The organism is bacterium, from assembly GCA_004322275.1.
Lineage (GTDB): Bacteria > Desulfobacterota > Deferrisomatia > Deferrisomatales > BM512 > SCTA01.
Genome location: SCTA01000025.1, coordinates 1 through 26154, shown reverse-complemented (window position 1 = coordinate 26154; position 26154 = coordinate 1). Strand labels below are relative to the sequence as shown.

The window sequence follows — 26154 nt, the reverse complement described above, 5'->3', positions numbered from 1 at the left end:
CATGGCGCTTTTAATCGCTTTTCTCGCAGCGGCACCGGCCTCGCTCGCCGGTCAGAAAATTTCAGAAGCGGTGAACCACGAGCTTGCGGTCTCGCTTTCGCCCGAAACGCGCTCGCTCGGCGTAAAAGACACAGTCACCCTTCCCGAAGGGAGCGTCGAATTCGTCTTCCGGCTACACGAAGGGCTCGACCCGAAAGCCTACGGAGCCGCTCTGGAACAACTCCCCGAAAGTGGAGGGCCGCAGTGGGCAAAGGCTTACCGCGCCGTGCCGGAGAAGGGTAAAAACTCTTTCACCATCGAGTATTCGGGGGTGATCTTTCACGAGCTGGAACCCGTGGGGAAGGAATACGCCCGGGGGTTCAATTCGACGCCGGGAATCATCAGCAGTGAGGGGGTCGTTCTCTCCTCCTCGTCTTTCTGGTACCCCGTGACCGGCGAGGAATCGCTTTCCACCTTCACCATGACCGTCACCCTCCCAAAGGGGTGGGACGCAGTGAGTCAGGGGGAGCGGCGCGAGGGGGGGAAGGGCGAGGGGGGGAAGGGCGAGGTCGTCTGGGACTCGAGGAGCGCCCAGAACGACATCTGGCTCATCAGCGCCCCCTTCAAAAGGTACGTCCAAAAGGGAAAGGGAGTTCTCGCGGAAGCGTACCTGCGCGAACCGGACGACGCGCTCGCCCAGAAATACCTCGACGCGACCATCCAGTACGTGACGATGTACGAAGCCCTGATAGGCTCCTACCCCTTCTCGAAATTCGCGCTGGTGGAGAATTTCTGGGAGACCGGCTTCGGCATGCCCTCCTTCACCCTCCTCGGCCCGAAGATAATCCGCTTCCCCTTCATACTTCGCACCTCCTATCCCCACGAGATACTGCACAACTGGTGGGGAAACAGCGTCTACGCGGATTACGCCACCGGCAACTGGTCGGAGGGGCTGACGGCCTACCTCGCCGACCACCTCCTTAGGGAACAGGCAGGGCAGGGCCACGAGTACAGGGAATCGACCCTGCAAAAATACGCCGATTACGTCGCCGGTGAGGCCGACGCACCCCTCACCTCCTTCGTCTCCCGCCACGGCTCGGCCTCCGAAGCGCTCGGCTACGGTAAGGCGCTGATGGTCTTTCACATGCTCCGGCGGGAGCTGGGGGACGACGCTTTTCGCAAGGGGCTTGGAACCTTTTACGAGGAAAACAAGTGGCAAAGCGCCTCCTGGGAAGACCTTCGCGCGGCCTTTGAAAAGGTCTCGCAAAAGGAGCTGGGGTGGTTTTTCGACCAGTGGGTGAAGGAAACCGGCGCTCTCTCCATGAAACTGTCGGGAACCTCTTATTCCGGCGGAAAGCTCCGGGGAACGATCGAGCAAGTGCAGGGCGGCAAGAATTACATAGTCACCGTGCCCGTGCAGATAACTCTCGAAGACGGCTCGACCGAGCTGAAACAGCTTCGTCTGGAGGGGGACAAGCTCTCCTTCGAGTTCGAGCTTCCCAATCCCCCCCTCCGGGTAGACGTTGACCCGGAGTTCGACCTCTTCCGCCTTCTCGACGCAAGCGAGACCCCGCCCGCGCTTTCGGGGGTCTTCGGCTACCCGAAGGTGCTGATGGTCCTTCCCTCGAAGGCGGAGGAAAAGCTGCTTTCGGCCTATCGAAAACTCGCCGAAAACTGGGCGTCCTCGGGGGAGTCGGAGATTAAAGTGACGCTGGACTCGGAAATCGAAAAACTACCCGGCGACAGGGCGGTCTGGGTCCTCGGGTGGGAGAACAACTTCTTCGGGGAATTCAGAAAGGCGATTTCAACCTACCCGGCGGTATTTTCGGATAGCGCAACAGACCTTGAGCGCTCCACCGTAGAGCGGGCGGGACATTCCGTAGTCGTAACCGGGCGAAATCCGGACAATCCCAAGGCCCCTGTCGCCTTTCTCGCCGCCGACGGGCCGGAGCCGCTCGACGGCCTCACCCGCAAGCTCCCCCACTACAACAAGTACAGCTACCTCGGCTTCGAGGGGCAAGAGCCCGCCAACATCGTCAAGGGACGCTGGCCCGCCGTGGGCTCGCCGCTGACCTTTTACCTCACCCCCCTGTCCGAGCGCGGAAAGCTGCCGAAAACCAGGCCTCTCGCGGACCTTCCCCCGGTTTTCTCCGGCGAAAGGATGCAAAAGACAATCGAAAAGCTCTCCTCGGACGAGATGGAGGGGCGGGGCGCGGGGACGAAGGGGGTTTCGCTCGCCGCGGGGCTCCTCGCGGAGGAACTGAAAAAGGAGGGGTTGGCTCCGGCCTTCCCGGAGGGATACTTTCAGGAATTCAGAATGAAGGGACCGGAGGGCGCTACGGTGACGCTCCAAAACGTCGCGGCGATGGTTCCCGGCTCGAATCCCGCCTACGCCGGGCAAAGCGTGGTGGTGGGAGCCCATTACGACCATCTGGGATTCGGCTGGCCGGAGGCGAAGAAAGGCAACGAGGGAAAGCTCCATCCGGGGGCCGACGACAACGCTTCCGGGGTCGCCGTCCTTCTCGAACTGGCACGCTATTTCGCGAAAAGCTCGCCCGAAAGGGCGCTTGTCTTCGTCCTTTTCTCAGGCGAGGAGGCCGGAAGGGCGGGCTCTCTCCACTATCTCTCGGCTCCGAACTCTTTCCCGCCGGAAAAGACTATCGGAATGGTCAATCTCGACACCGTGGGGCGTCTTGGAGACGGCAAACTCCTCGCCCTCGGGGCCGGGTCGGCCAGGGAATGGGTGCATATCTTCAACGGAGCCGCTTTCGTGACGGGGGCGAAGGTCGAATCCGTCTCGAAAGATTTCGGCTCAAGCGATCAGGCCTCCTTCATCGAAAAGGGGATTCCCGCAGTTCAGCTCTTCACCGGAGCCCACCCGGATTACCATTCCCCGGCGGATACCCCTGAAAAGATCGACCCGGAGGGCCTCGCCGCCGTCGCCGCCGTCGCGAAAGAGGCTGTGGAATACCTTTCGGCGAGGGAGACACCGCTGACTTCCACTCTGGCCGGAGCGTCCCGGCCTTCAGCCGCCCCGTCCCACCCCGGACAGCCGGGGGGGAGCAGAAAGGTCAGCATAGGCATCATCCCCGATTTTTCCTGGGAGGGCGAAGGGGTAAAGGTCTCCTCTGTCGCCGAGGGTTCGCCCGCGCAGGGCGCGGGGATTGAGGCCGGAGACGTGATAACCGCCGTAGGCGGCGAGAAGGCCGCCGACCTGAAGGGCTACTCCGAGCTACTCAGGAAGCAAAAGCCCGGAGATACCGTAAAGCTGACCTGGAAACGGGGAGAGAGCGAGATGTCGGCCGAGGTGAAGGTGCAGGAGAGGTAGTCCGGTGCCTATCACTCTGTTGTATTTGTAGCTGTAAAAACACCTTCGAGCACAAGAGCAAAAAAATCTCTGCTCGTGTGCGAGCCTTCTTTTCGTTCCCCACGCCCTCCGGCGCCAGCGAGTGAGAGAGCGAGGGTGTTCCGAGCGCGCCATGAGCCCGTGGCGATTTGCGCGCTCGCCGAGCGACGAACGAGCGCTTTGGCGCAAAGGGGGCGCGCCTTTCCTTTCCCCCATTTCCTTTGGGCGGTCAAAGGAAATGGGGTCCGGGGCGCGGGGCGGGATTAGCCCCGCAATTATAGAATTACATTAGGTTTTTTTATTAGGTGGGCCGAGCCCACCCTACATGGCTGAAGATCAAATGCCAAGCATTTCAGCGTGCGAATCACGGGACAATTTATTGAACCGGTTCATGCTCTCGATAATTTCGTCAACATTAACATGTTTTGCCTTTAGTGAATTGCTGACGAGGTCTAGACACTCTTTTGCGGCAACTACCGCTACCTGTCCTGTCTTCGGAGCAAAAACCAAACACCTTCGTATTCGCACTGAGAGTTCGGTTATCTGTATATGCAATTGCTCCACCTCTTTTGTCAATTCAATTGCCGAACTACCGTTCTTGTCTGGAAGACCGGGGAAACGGCATATAAGAGCCAAATTGCGTTCATTTGCACGAAGAAAATCCTGGCAGCAGTTAAAGAACTGCTCCGCCCATTTCGTGCGGAAATCAGATTGCCTCGAAGCCTCAGCCCTGATGCCCTCCAAACGCCTATGAAAGTAAACTCCAAATCCAATGACTAAAAGAGGGGTCAATATGCTCAAAATGGTTGCTATGTCGCTTAGCCAAGAATTTCCTGTCATAAAGCGCCTCTTTTCTTTGTTTTCGCGATTAAAATATTTATAGCCGCCTCTATGCCGCCAACAACCTCTTGACCTTCAACTCTCCCCTCTTTTTCTCCGCCTGCCACAAATCGTACTGCATCTGCTGGGTGAGCCAGCTTTCGGCGGTAGTGTCGAAGGCGATGGAGAGGCGCACGGCCATTTCGGGGCTTATGCCCGCGTGTCCGTTGAGAAGTTCGGAAAGGGCCTTGCGGGAAACGCCAAGGGATTTAGCGGCCTCGGTTACGGTGATGCCGAGGGGGTTAAGGCACAGTTCCCGGATCACCTCGCCGGGATGAGGGGGATTTTGGGTCATGTCAGCCTCCTAAGGCAATATTATCTACACTTTGGCTAGCTGTAAACAAACTACCTTCGAGCCGATAAGAGAAAAATTTACTCCTCTTATCGGCGAGCTTTCTTTTCGTTCCCCTTCGGGGCCCGTACGCGGCGCAACGAGTGGAGGCGTCGGGCCGGCGCGGGGTCTTAGCGAAGCGACAGCGGAGCGAGTGCCCCGTACGGCCCAGCCGGAACGAAGTGGTCGCGCTTTTTATAGCGCGAGCGACGGGTCCGGGCCGATTTCTTGGGCACTTCTTTCTAAAAGAAGTGCCAGGGGGAGCGGGGCAGAGCCCCGCAAGTATAGAATTACACTAATGTTTTGTTGGGTTTCGCTTCGCTCAACCACAACCTACATTTGCTGGCAAAACGCCAAAAGCCGAAAGCCGTCAGAAAGCGCCTACCCCCAGAGAATCTCGCGGGAGTCGAAAACAGGTCCTTCCTTGCAAACGCGAAGATTCGCACCATTCCTTCCCTTTACCACGCATCCGAGGCAAGCCCCGACTCCACATGCCATGTGGGATTCGAGGGAGACTTCGCAGGGTACGGATTCCGCTTCGCAGATGCGGGCGAGGGCGGCGAGCATGGGGACGGGGCCGCAGGCGTGGACGCTCATTTTCGTCTTGTCCCTGGCCTCGATCTCCCTAAGCAGAAGTTCGGTGACGAGGCCGGTTTCTCCGAGGCTCCCGTCTTCGGTGGAGTAGAGGGCGGGGACGTTGATGCAGGAGAATTCGCCGTGGCAGAGGATGTCGCGGTCTGTTCTGCCTCCGAGGAGAAGCTTGGGCCGAAACCCCCTCGCGAGGCAGTCTTCCGCCAGGTAGAGAAGGGGGGCGACGCCGATGCCTCCGCCGATGAGGAGGGGATATTCCCGTTCGACCTTGAAGCCCTTGCCGAGGGGGGCGAGGATGTCTAGCGTGTCTCCCGCCTTTTGTCCGGCGAGTATCTTCGTCCCGAGACCCTTTTCCCGGAAGAGAAATTCAAGCTCGCCGCCGCCGTGGCGGTGAATGGAGAGCGGGCGGCGAAGGAGAGGGTCAACCGGATTCACCCCTCCCATCCCTCCCCTCACCCTCAGCATGGCGAACTGCCCCGGCGCGGGATCGCACTTAAAATCGGGGCGAACCGCAAGGCGGTGGTAGCCGCCGCCAAGGTTTTCGGTGCGCGTCACCCGGCAGGTGGTGAGAAACCCCTGTGCGCTCAACGCCTACTTCTCCAGGCGCTTGTAGTAGTCCTGAAGGGGCGTGACTGTCATCTCGGTCTTGCGCGTCGAGCGGATGGCGCTCACGGCTGCGCGCGCGCCGGCCATGGTGGTGAAGTAGGGTATCTGGTACTCCAGAATGGCCCTGCGGATCTTGTAGGAGTCGTCCCGCGCCTTGGTGCCGAGGATGGTGTTGATTATGAGCGAGGCCTCGCCGTTGACTATCGCGTCCACGACGTGGGGGCGCCCTTCGGCGATCTTCTTTATCTCGCGCACCTCTATACCCGCCGCGCGCATGCTGGCGGCCGTGCCCTTCGTTGCCATTATTTTGAGGCCGTCCTCGACGAGACGCCTGGCGAGCTGCACGGCGTCATTCTTGTCTTCGTCCTTGACGGAGATGAAGACAGCGCCGGAGAGGGGAAGGCGGTTGCCCGCCGCTATCTGGCTCTTGAGGTAGGCCATGCCGAAATCGTTGTCTATGCCCATCACCTCGCCGGTGGAGCGCATCTCGGGGGAGAGGATGGGGTCTACGCCGGGGAACTTGATGAAGGGGAAGACAGCCTCCTTCACCGAGACGTAGGGAGGAATTATCTCTTTTGTGAAGCCCGCCTGCGCCAGGGTCTTGCCGCTCATGACGCGGGCGGCGATCTTGGCGAGCTGCGCGCCGGTGGCCTTTGAGACGAAGGGGACGGTGCGGCTGGCGCGCGGGTTGACTTCGAGGACGTAGATCACGTCGCCCTGTATGGCGAACTGTACGTTCATGAGGCCGACGACGCCGAGGCCGAGGGCCATCTTTGCCGTCTGCTCCCGTATCTCGTCCACCAGCTCCTTTGAGAGGCTGTAAGGCGGCAGCGAGCAGGCGGAATCGCCGGAATGTATTCCGGCCTCCTCTATGTGCTCCATCACGCCGCCTATGACCACGGTCTTGCCGTCGCACACCGCGTCAACGTCAACCTCTATCGCGTCGCGCAGGAACTTGTCGATGAGGACGGGATGCTCGGGGGATACGTCCACCGCCTCGGCCATGTAGGTGCGAAGACTCTTCTCCTCGTAAACTATCTCCATCGCCCTGCCGCCGAGCACGTAGGAGGGGCGGACTACGACGGGGTAGCCGATAACCTTCGCGCTGGCTATGGCCTCCTCGATGCTGCGCACTATGCCGTTTTTGGGCTGGCGAAGGCCGAGGTCGTTCAGCAGCTTCTGGAAGCGCTCGCGGTCTTCCGCCACGTCGATGGCGTCGGGCGAGGTGCCGATGATGGGGACTCCCGCGGCCTCCAGCGCCTTTGTCAGCTTCAGCGGGGTCTGCCCGCCGAACTGGACGATTACGCCCCACGGCTTTTCCACGTCTACTATGTTCATGACGTGCTCGAAGGTGAGGGGCTCGAAGTAGAGGCGGTCGGAGGTGTCGTAGTCGGTCGAAACGGTCTCGGGGTTGCAGTTGACCATTATCGTCTCGAAGCCGTCCTCGCGCAGGGCCTGTACGCCGTGGACGCAGCAGTAGTCGAACTCTATCCCCTGCCCTATGCGGTTGGGGCCGCCGCCGAGGATGATGACCTTCTTTTTGTCCGTGGGGGAGGCCTCGCACTCGCTCTCGTAGGTGGAGTAGAGGTAGGGAGTCTTGGCGAAGAACTCCGCGCCGCAGGTATCCACCCGCTTGAAGACCGGAATTATGGAAAACTCGCGCCGGAGCCCGGATATTTCGCTCTCGGAGACGCCGAGAAGCTGACCGATGCGGATGTCGGAGAAGCCCCACTCCTTCGCCTTTCGCAGCAGCGCGGGGGTGAGCTTTTCCTTCGCGCCGCGAAAACCCTTCAGCTCGCCCTCAAAATTGATGAGCTGCTCCATGTTCTCCAAAAACCACGGGTCGATGCCGGAGAGGTCGTAAATCTCCTTAATGGTGAACCCCTGCCGGAGGGCGTCGCCGATGAACCAGATCCGCTCCCAGTTGGGCACCCGTATCTTCTCGCGGAGAAGGTCAAAACGGTCTTCTTCCGGCAAATGGGCGTACTTGCCCATGCGGGAGACGAGGCCGGGCATTCCCTTCTCCATGCTGGAGATAGCCTTCTGGAAGGATTCCTTGAAGGTCCTGCCTATTCCCATCGCCTCGCCGACCGATTTCATCTGGGTGGTGAGGGTGGAATCCGCGCCCTGAAACTTCTCGAAATCAAAGCGCGGAATCTTCGTCACCACGTAGTCGATGGTGGGCTCGAAGCAGGCGGGGGTCTCGCCGGTGATGTCGTTCATTATCTCGTCGAGGGTGTAGCCCACGGCGAGGAGGGCCGCGATCTTCGCTATCGGAAAGCCGGTGGCCTTGGAGGCCAGCGCCGAGGAGCGGCTGACGCGGGGGTTCATCTCAATTACGACGAGCCTGCCGGTATCGGGGCAAACGCCGAACTGTATGTTGGAGCCGCCGGTGTCTACGCCTATCTCGCGGATGATGGCGAGGGAGGCGTCGCGCATTATCTGGTATTCCTTGTCCGTGAGGGTCTGCGCCGGGGCGACGGTGATGGAATCGCCGGTATGGACGCCCATCGCGTCGAAATTCTCAATGGAGCAGATGATGACGACGTTGTCCTTCATGTCGCGCATCACTTCGAGCTCGAACTCCTTCCACCCGATTATCGACTCCTCGATGAGTATCTCCCTCACCGGCGACATGTCGAGCCCCCAGGAGACGAGCCTGTCGAATTCCTCCTTGTTGTAGGCTATGCCGCCGCCCATGCCGCCCAGCGTGTAGGAGGGGCGGATGATTGCGGGAAAGCCGATGTGCTCGACTATCCTCTGCGCCTCGGAGAGGTTGTGCGCGTAGCCGGATTTGGGAAGGTCGATACCTATCCGCTCCATCGCCTCCTTGAACTTGGCCCTGTCCTCCGCCTTCTGGATCGCAGGGAGCTTCGCGCCGATGAGCTCGACGTTGTACTTGTCGAGTATCCCCATCTTCGCCGCGTCCACCGCCGTGTTCAGCGCCGTCTGGCCGCCGAGGGTCGGGAGTATCGCGTCGGGCTTTTCGGCCTGGATTATCTTTTCCAGAACGTCCACCGTTATCGGCTCGACGTAGGTGCGGTGGGCCATCGTCGGGTCGGTCATTATGGTGGCCGGGTTGGAATTGAGGAGTATGACGGTGAAGCCGTCCTCCCGAAGCGCCTTGCAGGCCTGAGAGCCCGAGTAGTCGAACTCGCACGCCTGACCGATGACGATGGGCCCCGCGCCGATAATCAGTATCTTCTTGATGTCTGTTCTTCTAGGCATCTTATCTTTCCGCTAAGAGGTTTTGAAAAACTGCTGTGAACCAGTTTACTTCTTCTTGACCTCGGAAGCCGGATCAGACGCAGGCAAAGTATCTGCATGGCTACGCCTTCCGGCCCGTTTAGGACTGGATTATTTTATTCAGCGAAATCAAAATCATCCGTCCCGCCTTGCGCCAAAAAACGCGTTACCACCTCAATTATGGACACCTGCTGAGCATAACTCATCTCGCGGATCCGGGCGGAAAGAGCCTTGGTGTCAACTCCCCGTTTCTCGCCCGTTCCGTTCGGCTTGGAGTCGGCGACAAAGGCCCAGATAAAGCGGGCAGGATCGTTGCCTCTGTTGTCAGTATCGAGTATCGACTCGTTAAGCACATCGCAAAGGAGCATCCACTCGCTGGTAGATAACTTCGGGCGCTCGTCTGCGGTGATGGCGGCGTAACGAGTGACAATGCTGTTTACCCGACCGCTAAGGCTGTCGCTTTTGCCGAGGATTCTAAGGGTATCCGGGGCCAGATAGATTGATTTTTTCGAGCCGGCCATTAAAATCTCCTTCGCGTGAGGGCGTAAACGATATCCAGTAGCGCCTGATGGTCGTCGAAAGCTCGTCTAACTACCAGTTCGTCTCGCTTCTCGCTAGACGTCTCCTTGTAACCGGATCTTCTCGCGACGTTTTTCTACATCTCCTAAAAATCCGGGCTATTTGCCCGCTTTTTCAATCATATCGGTGAAGCGCTTGAAAAGATAGGAGGCGTCGTGCGGGCCGGGGCTCGCCTCGGGGTGGTACTGGACGCTGAAAACCGGCATTTCGAGGTGCTCCATCCCCTCCACAGTGTTGTCGTTGAGATTCAGGTGCGAAACCCTGACCAGCTCGCCGTGGGGGCTGTTTTTGAGGCTCTCCATGTCCACCACGAAATTGTGGTTCTGGCTGGTTATCTCGACCTTTCCCGTTGTGAGGTCCTTTACCGGCTGGTTCGCGCCGTGGTGGCCGAATTTGAGCTTCCGGGTGACCGCTCCGAGCGCGATTCCGAGTATCTGGTTCCCGAGGCATATCCCGAAGATCGGCTTCTTGCCGAGGAGCTTTTGCACGTTTTCGGCGAGGTAGGGAACCGCCGCGGGGTCGCCGGGGCCGTTGGAGAGGAATATCCCGTCGGGATTCAGCGCGAGCACCTCTTCGGCGCTCGTAGAGGCCGGGACTACCGTTACCGCGCAGCCGACCGAGGTGAGCCGCCGGAGGATGTTGTACTTTATGCCGCAGTCGTAAGCGACGACGTTGTAGCGGGAGGAGCGGGGCCTGGTATACCCCTTTTCGAGGCTCCAGTCGCCGATCTCCCACTTGAAGGGGGTTTTGCAGGTCACTTCGCCGACGAGGTCGCGCCCCTCGATGGAGGGCGCGTTTCTGGCCTTCTCCACAAGGCTCTTGTGGTCGAGGTCGATGGTGGAGATGACCCCCATCTGGGCCCCGTAGTCGCGCAGGTGCTTTGTCAGGGAGCGCGTGTCTATCCCCTCGATGCCGAGGACTCCCGCCTTCAAGAGCCCCTCGTGAAGGGAGGTCTTGGCTCGCCAGTTGGAGGGGGTTTTCCACGCCTCCTTGACTATGAAACCCTCGACCTGAATGCCCGAGGACTCGAAATCCTCGTCGTTGAGGCCGTAGTTTCCTATCTCGGTATAAGTCATGGCAACCATCTGCCCCTTGTAGGAGGGGTCGGACAGCACTTCCTGATAACCGCTCATCGCGGTGTTGAAGACCACTTCGCCGACGGTTTCGCCCTTCGCGCCGAAGGATATCCCTTCGTAGACCGTCCCGTCCGCGAGGGCCAGAATCGCCTTATCCATCCAGAAATCTCCGCTATATGATATTATCGGCGGTTATCTCTCCATCGAGATACACAGTTTTGCCGCCGACGATCGTCCTTACCGTCTTTCCGGTCAATGTCATCCCCGCGAAGGGGCAGTTCCTCGCCTTCGATTTGAATTTTTCCGGCTCCACAAGCCACTTCGCCCCGAGGTCGGCGAGAACGATATCCGCCCTCGCGCCGGGGGAGAGGGTTCCCGAGGGGAGTCCGAGCGCCCTTGAAGGCCCGATGGTGAGCGCGCGGATTATCGTGGACAGCCCCGCCTTCCCCTCGCGCCAGAGCGAAAGGGCCAGGGCGAAGCTGGTTTCGAGCCCGATTACGCCGTTGTGGGCGGCCTCGAACTCTACCTCCTTTTCGTCCCTGCCGTGAGGGGCGTGGTCGGTCGCTATCGCGTCGATAACCCCCTCCGCAAGCGCCCTAGTGACCGCTTCGAGGTCTTCGCCCGCCCGAAGCGGCGGGTTCATCTTGTAAACCGAGTCGAAGGTCTTTACAAGCTCTTCCGTGAGGGTGAAATAATGAGGAGCGGTTTCCCCCGTCACCTTCACGCCGATGGCCTTGCCCCAGCGCAGAAGCTCCATCGACCCGGCGGTGGAGAGGTGGGCGAGGTGGAGTCTGGCCCCGGCGCGCCGCGCCAGCATTATGTCGCGGGCGGCCATTATCTCCTCGGCCTCCGAGGGAATGGCGGGCATCCCGAGAAGGGAGGAGACCGCCCCCTCGTTCATCGCCCCGCCCCGCGCCAGCTCCAGGTCCTCGCAGTGGCTTATCACCGTGAGGCCGAAGCCCTTCGCGTATTCCAGCGCCTTCCGCATGAGGAGGGAGGAGTCTACCGGCCTTCCGTCGTCGCTCACCGCGACGCACCCGGCCTGCCGCAGTTCCCCCATCTCGGCGAGCTCCTCGCCCTTTTGACCCTTCGATATCGCCCCCACCGGGTAGACCCGGCAGACGCCCTCCTCGCGGGCTTTTTCGAGAATATACCCGGTTATCGAGGCGTTGTCGTTAACCGGCAGGGTGTTGGGCATGCAGGCAACCGAGGTAAAGCCTCCCGCCGCCGCCGCCCTCGTGCCGGTTGCTATCGTCTCCTTGTACTCCTGACCCGGCTCGCGAAGGTGGACGTGAATGTCCACGAGGCCGGGGAAGAGGTGGAGCCCTCCGGCGTCGATGACCTCGGCTCCGGCCCTGTCCACGGATGGCGCGACCGCCTTTATAATCCCGTCTTCGACGCGGATTTCCATCACCGAATCCACGTCGTTCGCCGGGTCGATTACGTGAGCGCCCCTTATGACCGTTTTCATTTGAAGTCGCCTCCGGCCAGCATGTAGATAACCGCCATGCGCACCGCGACACCCGCCTCAACCTGGTCAAGTATAACCGAGCGGGGGCCGTCGGCCACGTCGGAAGAAAGCTCGACCCCCCTGTTTATCGGGCCGGGGTGCATCACTATGCAGTCTTTCGCGGTCATTTCGAGTTTACGCGGGGTGATACCGAAAAAAGTCGCGTATTCGCGGTTTGAGGGAAAGTTACCCCCCGTCTGGCGCTCCTTTTGTATCCGCAGGGCAATGACCACGTCAGCCCCCTCAAGAGCCTCCTCCAGCCGCGTCACCGCCCTCACCCCCAGCACCTCCGGCCTCGGCGGGAGCATAGTCGCGGGGCCGCAGATAGTCACCTTAGCCCCGAGCTTATTAAGGGCATTGATGTCCGAGCGGGCGACCCTGCTGTTGGCTATGTCGCCGATTATCGAGACCTTCTGCCCGGCTATCGCCCCCTTGCTCTTCCTTATGGTGAAGAGGTCGAGGAGCGCCTGCGTGGGGTGCTCGTGCCTGCCGTCGCCAGCGTTGACCACCGCCGCGCGGGTGCGCTTCGCCACGAAGTGCGGGGCCCCGGCGGCAGAGTGGCGTATGACCAGCACCGAGGGGGCCATCGCCTCGATATTCTTAACCGTATCGAGAAGGGTCTCTCCCTTCGTCGTCGAACTGCCCGAGGAGGTGAAGTTCACCGCGTCCGCCGAAAGGCGCTTTTGCGCTATCTCGAAGGAGACGCGGGTCCTCGTGGAGGGCTCGAAGAAGAGGTTGACCACCGTCTTGCCGCGAAGGGCGGGCACCTTCTTCACGTCCCTCTTGCTCACGTCGGCGAACCCTTCCGCCGAATCGAGTATCGCGGTTATCTCTTCGGCCCCGAGGGGCGCCATGCCGAGGAGGTCCTTGCCGGAGAAAGCCATCGATCAGTCCTCCCCCGGAATCCATCCGGCTTTCGCGTTCATAAGGTAGACCGAATCCTCCAGCCCGTCCTCCGACAATTCTACCATGACCCTCTCGCCCCGTCCGGTCTTCACCTTCATCCCCGTGAAATCAGGCTGGATGGGAAGCTCCCTGTTGCCTCTGTCGATGAGGGCCGCGAAGCGTATCGCCCTTGGCCTTCCGTAATCCATGATGGCGTCGAGGGCGGCCCTTGTGGTGCGGCCGGTGAAAAGAACGTCATCCACGAGGACTATGGTCTTGCCGGTGATGTCGAAGGGAATCTGGGTCTTTCTGACGACCGGAGAGGAACCCGACCTTCCGAGGTCGTCGCGGTAGAGGGTGATGTCCAGCCTGCCCAGAGGCACCGTCACTCCCTCTACGCGGTCGATCACCGTCTTGAGCCTCGCGGCGAGGTAATCGCCCTTCCTCACCACTCCGATGAGGGCGAGCCCTTCGGCCCCTCCCTCCGTTTCGAGTATCTCGTGGGCCATCCTCTCGACCGTCCTCTTGAGGGCGGCCGCGTCCATGATGTTTTTCGGGAGTTCCTCGCTCATCTTGCGCACCTCAAAAAAAAACCTTCTCGCCGCGAGGCGGAAGGTCTTGTTTGTGATGGTTCTTTACCGGGCATCCCATGATGAGGATTCCTCCATTTAGTTCGTGCGTATATATCACCGGCGGGTTTCACGGTCAACGCCCGCGAACCGTTTTCGCAATCTTTCACCCGGCCCCGCTCAGGATAGCGCAACGCCGGATTAAAGAAAGGCCCGGGGCCTCAAAAAAACGGCCTTCCCATCGGGAAGGCCGTTATCGCTATTTATTCGTCCATGTCGATTTCAGGGAAATCGTCAATGACCTTTACGGGGGGGGTAGGCGCAATGAGCGGCAGATCCTCGTCCTGTACGTTTATCTTGAGCTTGCGGTAGCGGGCGAGGCCGGTGCCCGCGGGTATGAGCCTGCCCATGATTACGTTTTCCTTCAGGCCGCGCAGAAAATCGACCTTGCCCTCGATGGAGGCCTGGGTGAGGACCTTCGTCGTCTCCTGGAAGGAGGCCGCCGAGATGAAGGATTCCGTCGAGAGGCTGGCCTTGGTGATGCCCAGGAGCATCGGCATGGCGACGGCCTTCTTCTTGCCCGCCGCTTCCATCTTGCGGTTGGTCTCCTCGAAGATCTGGCGTTCGACGTGCTCGCGAAGGAGAAAATCGGTGTCGCCCACGTCGCGTATCTCGACCCGGCGGAGCATCTGCCGGACGATGACCTCGATGTGCTTGTCGTTGATATCGACGCCCTGGAGGCGGTAGACCTCCTGGATTTCATCGACGAGGTATTTCATCAGCTCGTGCTCGCCGAGAACCTTCAACACCTCGTGGGGGTTGGTCGCGCCGTCCATTAGGGGCTCGCCCGCCTTTATCGAATCGCCCTCGTGAACCGAGAGGTGTTTGCCCTTGGGTATCAGATAGACCTTGGGCTCTCCGATGTCGGGAGTGACGACCACCTTTCTCTTGCCGCGCTGGTCCTTGCCGAAGGTGGCCACGCCGTCTACCTCGGAGATGATGGCGAAGTCCTTGGGCTTTCTGGCCTCGAAGAGCTCGTCGACCCTGGGGAGACCGCCGGTGATGTCCTTGGTCTTGGTGGTCTCTCTGGGCATCTTCGCGACGACCGAGCCCGCGGAGATCTCCTGCCCTTCGAGGACGTTGATGTGCGCCCCGACGGGGAGGATGTAGCGGGCCGCGGTCTGCCCGGTTTCCTTGGACTTTATCGAGACGCGCGGACGGTAGTCGCCGCCCCTGGACTCGATGATGACCTTGCGGGAAAGGCCGGTGACCTCGTCGAGCTGTTCGCGCATCGTGACGCCTTCCACGATGTCGCCGAACTTGACGATGCCGCTGGCTTCCGTGAGGATCGGGGAGACGTGGGGATCCCACTCGGCGAGAAGCTGGCGGGGCGAGACCGTTCCGCCGTCGCGTATCTTCAGGGTAGCGCCGTAGATGACCGGATATTTCTCGCGCTCCCTGCCTTCGGCGTCGAGGACGGCGACTTCGCCGTTTCTGTTCATGACGACTATCTCGCCGTCGCCGGTGGTGACGGTGGAGAGGTTCATGTACTTGACTGTGCCCGCGCTTCTGGCTTCAAGGGTGGACTGCTCGACCCTCTTGCTGGCCGCGCCGCCGATGTGGAAGGTGCGCATCGTGAGCTGGGTGCCGGGCTCGCCGATCGACTGGGCGGCGATGATGCCGACCGCCTCGCCGATGTTGACCTTGCGCCCGCGGGCCAGGTCGCGTCCGTAGCACTCGATGCAGAGGCCGACCTTGGCTTTGCAGGTGAGAACCGAGCGGATGAGAACGTCCTTGACGCCCGCGTCTTCCACCTTCTCGGCGAGAGCTTCGTCTATTTCCTCGTTGGCCCCCACCAGAACCTCTTCGGTGTAGGGTTCGAGCACGTCCACGAGGGCCGTTCTGCCGAGTATGCGGTCGCGGAGCCTTTCGACTACCTCGCCGCCCTCGACGAGGGCCGAGACGTAGATACCCGCGTGGGTCTGGCAGTCCTGCTCGGTGATGACCACGTCCTGCGCCACGTCAACCAGCCTTCTGGTCAGGTAGCCGGAGTTCGCCGTCTTGAGGGCGGTGTCGGCGAGACCCTTGCGGGCGCCGTGGGTCGAGATGAAGTACTGGAGAACCGTGAGGCCCTCGCGGAAGTTCGCGGTGATCGGCGTCTCGATGATCTCGCCGGAGGGCTTGGCCATCAGGCCGCGCATGCCCGCGAGCTGGCGCATCTGCTGGGTCGAGCCGCGGGCTCCGGAATCGGCCATGATGAAGATGGAGTTGAGCTTTTCCGATTCCTCGGCGACCTCAAGGCCCTTCATCATCTCTCCGGCGATGGTGTCCGAAGCGGTGGACCAGATATCGACGACCTTGTTGTAGCGTTCGCCGTCGGTTATGAGACCGTCCTGGTACTGGCGCTGGATGGTGGCGACCTCGTTAAAGGAATCCTGGACTATCTGTTCCTTCTTGGCGGGCACCACCATGTCGTCGATGGAGATGGAGACGCCCGCGCGGGTGGCGAACTTGTAGCCGAGGGTCTTTACGTTGTCGGCGAAGAGGACGGTGGCCTTGTCGCCGGCCTTCTTGAAGACCGTGCCCATGAGCCTCGCCAGATCGCCCTTCTTTATGACGCGGTTGATCGTCTCGAAGCCGACCTCGGCGGGGATTATCTCCCAGAGGATTATCCTGCCGGGGGTGGTTTCGGCCAGCACTCCGTCAACGCGGACCTTTACCTTGGCCTGAAGATCCACCATCTCCTGATCGAAGGCGATGCGGCACTCGCGGGGGCTGGAGAAAACCATTCCCTCGCCGAGCCTTTTGCCGCGGGCCAGCGTCATGTAGTAGACGCCGAGGACGATGTCCTGCGAGGGGACGATAATCGGCCTGCCGTTGGCGGGGCTCAGGATGTTGTTGGTGGACATCATGAGGACGCGCGCCTCTATCTGCGCTTCCACCGTCAGCGGGATGTGAACCGCCATCTGGTCGCCGTCGAAGTCGGCGTTGTAGGCGGTGCAGACGAGGGGATGGAGCTGTATCGCCTTGCCCTCGACCAGAACCGGCTCGAAAGCCTGTATGCCGAGGCGGTGGAGGGTGGGGGCGCGGTTCAGCATGACGGGATGCTCGCGGGTGACTTCCGCGAGAATGTCCCAGACTACGTCTTCTTCGCGCTCGACCATCTTCTTGGCGGATTTTATCGTCGCGGCCAGCCCGCGCTCTTCGAGCTTGTTGAAGACGAAGGGCTTGAAGAGTTCGAGCGCCATTATCTTCGGCAGACCGCACTGGTGGAGCTTCAGCTCGGGGCCGACGACGATGACGGTACGGCCGGAGTAATCGACGCGCTTGCCCAGAAGGTTCTGGCGGAAGCGCCCCTGCTTGCCCTTGAGCATGTCGGAGAGGGACTTGAGGGGCCTTCTGTTGGCTCCCGTAATAGTTCTGCCCCTTCTGCCGTTGTCGAAAAGGGCGTCAACGGCCTCCTGAAGCATGCGCTTTTCATTCTTTATGATGATGTCCGGCGCGTTCAGGTCCAGAAGCCTTTTCAGGCGGTTGTTCCTGTTGATGACCCTGCGGTAGAGATCGTTCAGGTCACTGGTGGCGAACCTTCCGCCTTCGAGGGGGACGAGGGGGCGAAGGTCCGGCGGCAGCACGGGGACGACCTCCAGGATCATGTCCTGGGGAAGGTTTCCCGAGAGCTTGAAGGCGTTTACGATCTTCAGGCGCTTGGCGTACTTTTTCCTGCGCGCCTTGGAGGTGGCTTCCACCATCTCGGCGCGAAGGGTTTCCCCGAGGCTGGGCATGTGGAGATTGGCGAGGAACTTCCTTACGGCTTCCGCGCCCATTCCCGCTTCAAATTCGGCGCCGTGGAGCTGTACCAGCTCGCGGTACTTCTCCTCGGTGATTATCTCGCCGATTTCGAGGCCGGTTTTGCCCTCGGCTATGATTATGTAAGCCTCGTAGTAGAGAACCCGCTCAAGATCTTTTAGCTTGACGCCGAGGAGGCTCCCGATGCGAGAGGGAAGGCTTCTGAGGAACCAGACGTGGGCGACCGGCGTCGCAAGCTCGATGTGGCCCATGCGCTCCCTGCGGACGGAGGAGCGGATAACCTCCACGCCGCACTTTTCGCAGACCACGCCGCGGTGCTTCATCCTCTTGTACTTGCCGCAATTGCACTCGTAGTCCTTCACCGGGCCGAAAATCTTCGCGCAGAAGAGTCCGTCCGATTCGGGCTTGAAGGTGCGGTAATTTATCGTTTCGGGTTTTTTTACTTCCCCGAAGGACCATTCCCTGATCTTTTCCGGCCCCGCTATGGAGACGCGGACGGCGTTGAAGCTCAGCGGATCTTTTGGCTGATCGAAAAACTTATGGATGCTCTGCAAGGCGTTGACCTCCTTAACAAGAAAAGGCTTAATCTCGGTTAACTTCCGTTACGGCCGGGATTATACGGCCTCCTCTTCTTCGAGCAGTTCTACGTCAAGGCCGAGGGCCTGCATTTCCTTTATGAGAACGTTGAAGGACTCCGGCAGGCCGGGCTCCAGTACGTTCTTGCCCTTGACGATGGATTCGTAAATTCTTGTGCGCCCCGCCACGTCGTCGGACTTGACGGTGAGCATCTCCTGCAGGGTGTGCGCCGCTCCGTATGCCTCCAGCGCCCACACTTCCATTTCGCCCAGTCTCTGGCCGCCGAACTGCGCCTTGCCTCCGAGAGGCTGCTGGGTGACGAGGCTGTACGGACCCGTTGAGCGGGCGTGTATCTTGTCTCCGACAAGGTGGTGGAGCTTGAGCATGTACATGACGCCGACGGTGACCTTCTGGTCGAAATACTCGCCGGTCTGGCCGCTGCACAGACGCTCCTGACCGGTTTCGGAACAACCCGCGCTGACCAGGAACCTGCGTATCTCGGGCTCCGAGGCGCCGTCGAAAACCGGGCTCTCGGTGGCTACGCCCTCGGCCGCGACCATGCGGGATATGCTCATTACCGTCTCTTCGGAGGCCTTGTCGATAAGCGCGCGAAGGTCCTCGTCGTGGTAAACCTCTTTTAGTTTCTCCCTCATCTTGTCGGGGCCGTAGTTCTCGGCCAGGAAAGCCTTTATCGACCTTCCGAGGCTGTAGGCGGCCCACCCGAGATGGGTTTCGAGCACCTGCCCGACGTTCATACGGGAGGGAACGCCGAGGGGGTTGAGGATGATGTCCACCGTGCGGCCGTCTTCGAGGTAGGGCATGTCCTCCACGGGGACGATCTTGGAGATGACACCCTTGTTTCCGTGGCGGCCCGCCATCTTGTCGCCGACCGAGAGTCTGCGCTTGATGGCCACGAAGACCTTTACCATCTTGATTACGCCGGGCAGAAGGTCGTCGCCGTCCTGCAGGCGGTCGATGCGCTCCTCGAACTTCTGGCGGACCTTCGCGACCCGCTCGTCGAGCCTTTCGGCGAGCTGGAAGATGCGGTCTTCCTTCTCGTGCGCGCCGAGGAGGGGAATTTCGGCCCAGGCGGCCTTGGGGACGTTTTTCAGGGCTTCGCGCCGTATCTCCTCGCCCTCCGGGATGACGGTGTTGCCGTCGAGGTCCTGGATGTCGATGGCGGCCTTCTCGCCGGTGAGAAGGTCGGCGATGGAGCTGTAGGTGGCGCCGGAGAGGATGGCTACCTCCTCGCCCATGATATCGCGGAGGCGGGCGGCCTCGCGGTCCTCTACGTCCTCCATTATCTCGTCTTCGCCGGAGCCCTTCCTTGAGAAGACCTTGGCGTCAACCACTATGCCTTCTACGCCCGGGGGAACCCGAAGGCTCGTATCCTTAACGTCTCCGGCCTTCTCGCCGAAGATCGCCCGAAGGAGCTTTTCCTCGGGGCTAAGCTGCGTCTCGCCCTTCGGAGTGACCTTGCCGACCAGAATATCGCCGGGGCGCACCATAGCGCCGATGCGGACGATGCCCTGCTCGTCGAGATCCTTCAGCTTGCGGTCGCCGAGGTTGGGGATGTCGGGGGTTATCTCTTCCTTGCCGAGCTTGGTGTCTCTGGCGACGCACTCGAACTCCTCGATGTGAACCGAGGTGAAGGTGTCTCTCTCCAGAATCTTTTCGGAGATGATGATCGAGTCTTCGTAGTTGTAGCCGCCCCAGCTCATGAAGGCGACGACGACGTTCTTGCCGAGAGCCAGTTCCGCGTTGGAGGTGGCGGGTCCGTCGGCCAGCACGTCGCCCGGTCTTACAATGTCTCCGCGCTTCACTATCGGCCTCTGGTTGAGGCAGGTGTTCTGGTTGGAGCGCTGGAACTTTATCAGGTTGTAGATCTGCACTCCGGTGCGAAGCTCGTCGTTTTCGTTCTCGCGGACTTTGAGCACTATGCGGGAGGCATCGGCGCTTTCCACCACGCCCTCGCGGTCGGCGACTACCGTAACGCCGGAGTCGGAGGCGACCACCGCTTCGATGCCGGTGCCCACGATGGGGGCCTCGGTGCGAAGGAGGGGGACGGCCTGCCGCTGCATGTTCGAGCCCATCAGCGCGCGGTTCGCGTCGTCGTGCTCAAGGAAGGGTATGAGCGCGGCGGCGACGGAGACCAACTGCTTCGGGGATACGTCCATCAGGTCGACCTCGGCGGCGGGGACCAGTATCGGGTCTCCGTTTCTGCGCGCCGTGATCATGTCTTCCTTGAACTTGCCCTTGTCGTCAATGGGGGCGTTGGCCTGGGCTATGGTGTGCTCTTCCTCCTCCATCGCGGAGAGGTAGACTATGGCTTTTTGCACCTTCCCCTTCACCACCTTGCGGTAGGGAGTCTCGATGAAGCCGAACTCGTCAACCCTCGCGTAGATGGCGAGGCTGACGATGAGGCCGATGTTGGGGCCTTCAGGGGTTTCGATGGGGCAGATGCGTCCGTAATGGGTGGTGTGGACGTCGCGCACCTCGAAACCGGCGCGCTCGCGGGTGAGGCCGCCCGGCCCGAGGGCCGAAAGCCTGCGCTTGTGGGTGGTCTCCGAGAGCGGGTTGGTCTGGTCCATGAACTGGGAGAGCTGGCCCGAGCCGAAGAATTCCTTCACGACGGCGGTGACGGGCTTACTGTTTATGAGGTCGTGGGGCATGAGGGAATCCACTTCGTGGAGGCTCATGCGCTCCTTGACGGCGCGCTCCATGCGGACGAGGCCGACGCGGTAGCGGTTCTCAAGCAGCTCGCCGACGCTTCTGACCCTGCGGTTTCCAAGGTGGTCGATGTCGTCGATGGTGCCGCGGGCGTTCTTGAGGTTAGCCAGGTAGCGGACCACGGCGAGGATATCCTCGCGGGTGAGGGTCTGCTGCTCCAGAGGGGCGTCAACCTTGAGCTTGTGGTTGAGCTTCCTTCTTCCGACCTTGGAGATGTCGTAGCGCTCGGCGTTGAAGAAGAGGTTCTCGAAGAACTTCGACGCGGTGTCGAGGGTCGGCGGGTCGCCGGGCCTCATCCTGCGGTATATCTCGACTATGCCGTCTTCCTTGGTGGATATTTTGTCTTCCATGAGGGTGTCGCGGAGGTAGGGGCCGACCTTCAGGTTGTCGATGAAGAGGAGGTCGAACTCCTTGATTCCCGCTTCGCGCATGGCGTTTATCTTGTCGCCGGAAAGCTGTACTCCGGTCTCCACCACTATCTCGCCGGTCGCGGGGTTAACCGCGTCGCTTCCGAGATACGCGCCCTTGAGATCGTCCAGCTCTATCGGCAGTTGCTTTACGTCATCCTGCTTGAGCCTCTTGACGGCTCTGCGGTTGACCTTGCGCTGCGACTTGACGAGGACCGCGCCGGATTCGGGGTGGATGATGTTCTCCGTGGCCCTCGAATCTTCGAGAAGGTCGATGCGGAGTTCCTTGAGGAAAACGTTTTTCTCCCAGTCGGCCTCCACCCTGAGCTTCTCGTAGAACTTGTCGAGAATCTCCTGCGAGGAATAGCCGAGCGCCTTCAGAAGCACCGTGGCGTGGAACTTGCGCCTTCTGTCGATTCTCACGAAGAGGAGGTCTTTGTGGTTGAACTCGAAATCGAGCCAGGAGCCGCGGTAGGGTATAACCCTCGCGGAGTAAAGATATTTGCCGCTCGAATGGCGCTTCCCCTCGTCGTGGGAGAAAAAGACGCCCGGCGAACGGTGAAGCTGATTGACGATGACGCGCTCGGTGCCGTTTATTATGAAGGTGCCGTTCTTGGTCATCACGGGAATTTCCCCGAAATAGACCTCCTGCTCCTTCACGTCGCGCACCGACTGCGCCCCCCCGGCTTCGTCCACGTCCCAGACCACAAGGCGTACGGTGACCTTTACCGGGCAGGCGAAGGTCATTCCCCTCTCGGTGCATTCCTCGACGTCGTACTTCGGTTCGCCGAGCTCGTACTTGACGAACTCCAGCGAGGCCGTCTCCGCGAAATCCTTTATGGGGAAGACGCTATTGAAGACCTTCTGGAGCCCGTAGTCCTTGCGCTCTTCGGCCAAAGTGGCCGCCTGCAAAAACCGGTCGTAGGATTCCTTCTGAACTTCGATAAGATTTGGAATTTCGACAACTTTACCGAATTTGCTGAATTTGCGGCGGAGCCTGCGGCTTTCGGCGACAAAATTGGCCATTCCGTGTCAACTCCTTCTGGAGAATCAGGTGCAAAGGCCTTGCGGGCCTTGTCTAACAGTAGAATGAAAAACTCCCCAGGCGGGGTTTTTCATTTGGCGCCGGGAAAACCCGGCACTCGCAAGATGGCTGAATTACAGCCATTTTCGCGCCCCTTCGCAGGGACGGAGTGCAGAAGCTGAAAACCCCTTTAAATTTAAGGCATTTCAGCAATCTGTCCAGCAAGCCCCTTAGACGCGCGAAGCGCGCCCTGGGGTTACCGGTTTTAAAAAGCCAAAACAGGGGGCGCACGAACCCATCAAGGCTCGTGAGCCCCCAGACTTTCTGGAGAGATTATTCGCCGCCCTTATGGAGCTAGGCGATTTCGACCTTGCCGCCAACCTCTTCAATCTTGGCCTTGATTTCGTTGGCTTCGTCCTTGGAGACTGCTTCCTTGACCAGGCTCGGAGCGCCATCGACGAGGTCCTTGGCTTCCTTGAGACCGAGGCCGGTGATCTGACGGACCACCTTGATGACCTGGATCTTGTTGGCGCCGGAATCGGTGAGCTTGACGTTGAATTCAGTCTTCTCCTCGACAACGGCGGCCTCAGCGGCGGCGGCGGGCATGGCGGCGAAAGCCATGGGGGCCGAAGCGGTGACGCCGAACTTTTCCTCCAGCTCCTTGACGAGCTGGGAAAGCTCAAGCACGGTCATATTCTCGATAAACTTGACGACATCTTCTTTGGTAACGGACATTTTTCTTTTCTCCTATTCTGAATGAAACGAGGATTGTGAACTTTTTTGGTCTGCGAGCCGGAAGGACTCAGGCAGCCTTCTTCTCTTCGATGGCCTTGAGAACCTGCACGCAGCTTCTCGGAACACCGGAGAGAACACCCACGAGGTTGCGGAGCGGCCCCTGCATGACGCCGACGAGCATTCCGAGAAGCTGTTCCCTGCCGGGAAGCTTGCTTATCGCGGTTACGTCGTCCGCGCTGAGGAGTTTGCCGCCGAGCGCGCCGCCGCGAATTTCGAGCTTGTCGTTTTTCTTCGCGAATTCGAGGAGCGTCTTGGCGACAGCCGCCGGATCACCGCTGATGAAGATGATTCCCGTCGGGCCCTTGAAGCTGTTTTCGAGGACAGAGAACTCTGTGTCCCTGATCGCGATGCGAAGAAGGGTGTTCTTCGCCACGCGGTATTTTCCGCCGCTCTTGTCTATGGAGCGGCGCAGCTCGTTTGTCGCTTTTACCGTCATACCCTTGTTGTGGGTAAAATAGACGGCTCCGGCGGCTTTGAACTTTGCCTGGAGTTCGACCAGTTCCAGATCTTTTTTCTGTTTGTCCACTGTGTCTACTACCCCCTTTCGCCTTTAGCCAGGGTTTGCCAATTATACCTTCGGTCAGCCGCTAAAGAGGGGGGGAGAGCCAATCCCCATCCCATCCAGCCGACTTGGCAGGCGTTTTAACTTTAAGCCCGAGGGCGCCTGCTGTCTTCGTACGGCCCGGAAGGCACGGATTTACTTACTTCGCCACCTTGACGAATTCAATCGGATCGATCTTGATGCCGGGGCCCATCGTGGTGGAGATGCCCACGGCCTTGATGTAGGTTCCCTTCGCCGTGGAGGGCTTCGCCTTGACGAGGCTGTCCATGACGGCCTCGACGTTTTCGCGAATCTGCTCGGGCGTGAAGGATTTCCTGCCGACGGGCACCTGAATGATGCCTGCCTTCTCGACGCGGAACTCCACGCGGCCGGCCTTCAATTCCTTGACGGCGTTGGCAACGTCGAAAGTCACCGTGTTGGTCTTGGGGTTGGGCATGAGGCCGCGGGGACCGAGCACTCTGCCCAGCTTGCCCACTACGCCCATCATGTCCGGGGTTGCGACCGCGCTGTCGAAATCGAGCCATCCGCCCGTGATTTTTTCGACGAGGTCTTCCGCGCCCACGAAATCAGCTCCGGCGTCGCGCGCTTCCGCCATCTTGTCGCCCTTGGCGAAGACGAGGACGCGCACGGTTTTGCCGGTGCCGTGGGGAAGTGCGACGGTGCCGCGTACCATCTGGTCCGCGTGGGCGGGGTTGACGCCCAGGTTCACCGCCAGATCGACGGATTCGTTAAAGCCCGCGAAGGCCGACTCGGTGACCAGCTGTACAGCCTGATCGAGAGTGTACTTGGTGGTCCTGTCGACCTTCTGGCGAGCCGCAAGAGTTTTTTTACCGCGCTTTGCCATACTTAGTCTCCCACCGCGAAGCTTTGCGTTGTTTGAAGGTTGTTTAATAACTGCTGCGAGACCCGTTTACTTCTCGTTACGTTTTTAAACAACCTCGGTTTAATAAATTACTCGGGTTTAATCTACTGCTTTTGTTCAGTCTATTACTTCGAGGCCCATTGAACGCGCGCTGCCTTCGATGGTGCGCACGGCGGCCTCGAGATCGGTCGTGTTAAGATCGACAAGTTTCTCGGCGGCGATGCGGCGCACTTCTTCGCGCTTTATCTTGCCGACCTTGTTCTTGTTGGGCTCGCCGGAGCCCTTGGGTATCTTCGCCGCCAGCTTGAGAAGAACCGCAGCGGGCGGGGTCTTCGTGATGAAGGTGAAGGAGCGGTCGGAGAAGATGGTGATCTCCACCGGGATGATGAGGCCGGGATTATCCTTGGTCGCGGCGTTGAACGCCTTGCAGAATTCCATGATGTTGGCGCCGTGCTGGCCGAGCGCGGGACCGATGGGCGGCGAAGGGTTTGCCTGCGCTCCCGGAATCTGCAATTTGACCATAGCCGTTACTTTCTTGGCCATGACGAGAACTCCTTGAACTAAATGTGCCGGCCTGTGGCGGCGGCGCCGCTCAGGTCTTTTCTACCTGAAAAAATTCCAGCTCGACGGGGGTCGAGCGTCCGAAGATGCTTACAAGGACGCGAAGCTTGCCCTTCTCGGGATGAACGTCCTCCACCGTGCCGGTGAAATTGCTGAAAGGTCCGTCGATGACCTTGATCTGCTCGCCGGGGGAGAACTCGAACTTCGGACGGGGATTGACGCGCCCCTCTTCCATCTGACCGAGTATCTTCTTCACCTCGTCGTCGGATACCGGAGTCGGATTCGTCGTACCGCCGATGAAACCAGTTACCTTGGGAGTGTTCTTCACCACGTACCAGGTCTCGTCGTTGAGCTCCATCTGCACAAGTATGTAGCCGGGGAAAAACTTGCGGGAACTTGTCCGCTTCTCTCCCTTTACGACCTCGACCACCTTTTCGGAAGGAACGAGAACGTCGCCGAAGAAATCCTGTTTGTTGAATTCCTTGATGCGCTGTTCGAGCGCAAGCTTGGCTCGATTCTCATAGCCCGAGTATGTGTGAACGACGTACCACTGTTTCGCCATTTATAGGTCACCCGCTCCGTCGTCTAGCGCTTTATTTGAAAATAATTTCAAAAATCTTGCTCAGAATGACATCCAGTATACCAAGATAGATGCCGATGATAAGGGAGACCGCGACCACCACCACGGTTGACGCCGCCGTGACCTTGCGGTCAGGCCAGGTCACCTTCAGGAGCTCGGCTTTCGCTTCCCTCAGAAAATCCTGCGCTTTAGCTAGCATGAAAGGTCCCTTCACCAAGATGGCAGGCCAGGAGGGACTCGAACCCCCAACATCCGGATTTGGAGTCCGGCGCTCTACCATTAGAGCTACTGGCCTGTATCCTGACGTAAATTATTTCGATTCCTTGTGGGGCGTGTGCTTTGAGCAGAAGCGGCAAAACTTCTTCAGCTCCAGCTTTCCCGGAGTGTTTTTCTTGTTCTTCGTGGTCTGGTAGTTCTTCTGCTTGCACTCAGTGCAGGCAAGCTGGATCTTGTCGCGCATCTCTCAAGTCTCCTCGCGGCCGGCTCGGCTGGCCGCGAACATTCACTACTCGATTATCTTGGTGACGACGCCTGCGCCGACGGTTCTGCCGCCTTCGCGTATCGCAAAGCGAAGGCCGTCGGCCATCGCGATGGGCGTGATTAGTTCGATGGTGAGGTTTACGTTGTCGCCCGGCATTACCATCTCTACTCCT

Annotated in this window: 19 protein-coding genes and 1 tRNA gene; 1 reads left to right on the top strand and 19 read right to left on the bottom strand. The window is 59.9% G+C overall.

All coding sequences use genetic code 11. The features are described from left to right. The first annotated feature begins 1 nt into the window (after position 1). Positions 2-3307: a M20/M25/M40 family metallo-hydrolase gene (locus EPN96_07970; GenBank protein TAL16787.1), complete on the top strand. Its 3306-nt coding sequence runs from the start codon at positions 2-4 to the stop codon at positions 3305-3307. Between the two features lie 907 nt (positions 3308-4214). Here the strand turns inward: EPN96_07970 and higA are convergent. From higA to tuf, 19 genes are all read right to left on the bottom strand, one after another. Further along, complete coding sequence (higA, locus tag EPN96_07965) at positions 4215-4499, bottom strand: addiction module antidote protein, HigA family (protein TAL16786.1); 285 nt, start codon at positions 4497-4499, stop codon at positions 4215-4217. 417 nt (positions 4500-4916) lie between these two features. Further along, positions 4917-5714, bottom strand: coding sequence for a dihydroorotate dehydrogenase electron transfer subunit (locus EPN96_07960; protein ID TAL16785.1), 798 nt, complete (start codon positions 5712-5714; stop codon positions 4917-4919). A gap of 3 nt (positions 5715-5717) precedes the next feature. Continuing rightward, positions 5718-8960 carry a carbamoyl-phosphate synthase large subunit gene (carB, locus tag EPN96_07955; protein TAL16784.1) on the bottom strand — a complete coding sequence of 1081 codons (3243 nt, stop codon included), beginning with the start codon at positions 8958-8960 and terminating at the stop codon, positions 5718-5720. Positions 8961-9094: 134 nt separating this feature from the next. Continuing rightward, positions 9095-9499 carry a hypothetical protein gene (locus tag EPN96_07950; GenBank protein TAL16783.1) on the bottom strand — a complete coding sequence of 135 codons (405 nt, stop codon included), beginning with the start codon at positions 9497-9499 and terminating at the stop codon, positions 9095-9097. 156 nt (positions 9500-9655) lie between these two features. After that, positions 9656-10792, bottom strand: coding sequence for a carbamoyl-phosphate synthase small subunit (gene carA / locus EPN96_07945; protein ID TAL16782.1), 1137 nt, complete (start codon positions 10790-10792; stop codon positions 9656-9658). 13 nt (positions 10793-10805) lie between these two features. Continuing rightward, on the bottom strand, positions 10806-12104 hold the full coding sequence (locus EPN96_07940) for a dihydroorotase (GenBank protein TAL16781.1): 1299 nt from the start codon (positions 12102-12104) through the stop codon (positions 10806-10808). After that, on the bottom strand, positions 12101-13027 hold the full coding sequence (locus tag EPN96_07935; GenBank protein ID TAL16780.1) for an aspartate carbamoyltransferase catalytic subunit: 927 nt from the start codon (positions 13025-13027) through the stop codon (positions 12101-12103). The genes EPN96_07940 and EPN96_07935 overlap by 4 nt, the downstream gene beginning before the upstream one ends. A 3-nt stretch (positions 13028-13030) precedes the next feature. Further along, positions 13031-13600 (bottom strand): bifunctional pyr operon transcriptional regulator/uracil phosphoribosyltransferase PyrR, encoded by a 570-nt coding sequence (gene pyrR / locus EPN96_07930; protein TAL16779.1) that lies wholly within the window; start codon positions 13598-13600, stop codon positions 13031-13033. 260 nt (positions 13601-13860) lie between these two features. Next, positions 13861-17958, bottom strand: coding sequence for a DNA-directed RNA polymerase subunit beta' (rpoC, locus tag EPN96_07925; protein TAL16778.1), 4098 nt, complete (start codon positions 17956-17958; stop codon positions 13861-13863). Positions 17959-18018: 60 nt separating this feature from the next. Then, complete coding sequence (rpoB, locus tag EPN96_07920; GenBank protein TAL16777.1) at positions 18019-22143, bottom strand: DNA-directed RNA polymerase subunit beta; 4125 nt, start codon at positions 22141-22143, stop codon at positions 18019-18021. Positions 22144-22495: 352 nt separating this feature from the next. Continuing rightward, positions 22496-22876 (bottom strand): 50S ribosomal protein L7/L12, encoded by a 381-nt coding sequence (locus tag EPN96_07915; protein TAL16776.1) that lies wholly within the window; start codon positions 22874-22876, stop codon positions 22496-22498. A gap of 67 nt (positions 22877-22943) precedes the next feature. Beyond that, complete coding sequence (locus tag EPN96_07910; protein TAL16775.1) at positions 22944-23462, bottom strand: 50S ribosomal protein L10; 519 nt, start codon at positions 23460-23462, stop codon at positions 22944-22946. A 175-nt stretch (positions 23463-23637) separates the two neighbouring features. Then, positions 23638-24342 (bottom strand): 50S ribosomal protein L1, encoded by a 705-nt coding sequence (locus tag EPN96_07905; GenBank protein TAL16774.1) that lies wholly within the window; start codon positions 24340-24342, stop codon positions 23638-23640. Between the two features lie 135 nt (positions 24343-24477). Continuing rightward, complete coding sequence (rplK, locus tag EPN96_07900) at positions 24478-24903, bottom strand: 50S ribosomal protein L11 (protein TAL16773.1); 426 nt, start codon at positions 24901-24903, stop codon at positions 24478-24480. 49 nt (positions 24904-24952) lie between these two features. After that, complete coding sequence (gene nusG, locus EPN96_07895) at positions 24953-25483, bottom strand: transcription termination/antitermination protein NusG (GenBank protein TAL16772.1); 531 nt, start codon at positions 25481-25483, stop codon at positions 24953-24955. A gap of 31 nt (positions 25484-25514) precedes the next feature. Next, positions 25515-25700, bottom strand: coding sequence for a preprotein translocase subunit SecE (gene secE / locus EPN96_07890; protein TAL16771.1), 186 nt, complete (start codon positions 25698-25700; stop codon positions 25515-25517). Positions 25701-25720: 20 nt separating this feature from the next. Next, positions 25721-25796 (bottom strand) — tRNA-Trp (locus EPN96_07885). Between the two features lie 15 nt (positions 25797-25811). Then, complete coding sequence (rpmG, locus tag EPN96_07880) at positions 25812-25961, bottom strand: 50S ribosomal protein L33 (protein TAL16770.1); 150 nt, start codon at positions 25959-25961, stop codon at positions 25812-25814. Between the two features lie 45 nt (positions 25962-26006). Continuing rightward, positions 26007-26154: elongation factor Tu (gene tuf / locus EPN96_07875; protein ID TAL16769.1), on the bottom strand; the 148-nt coding region annotated here is incomplete at its 5' end.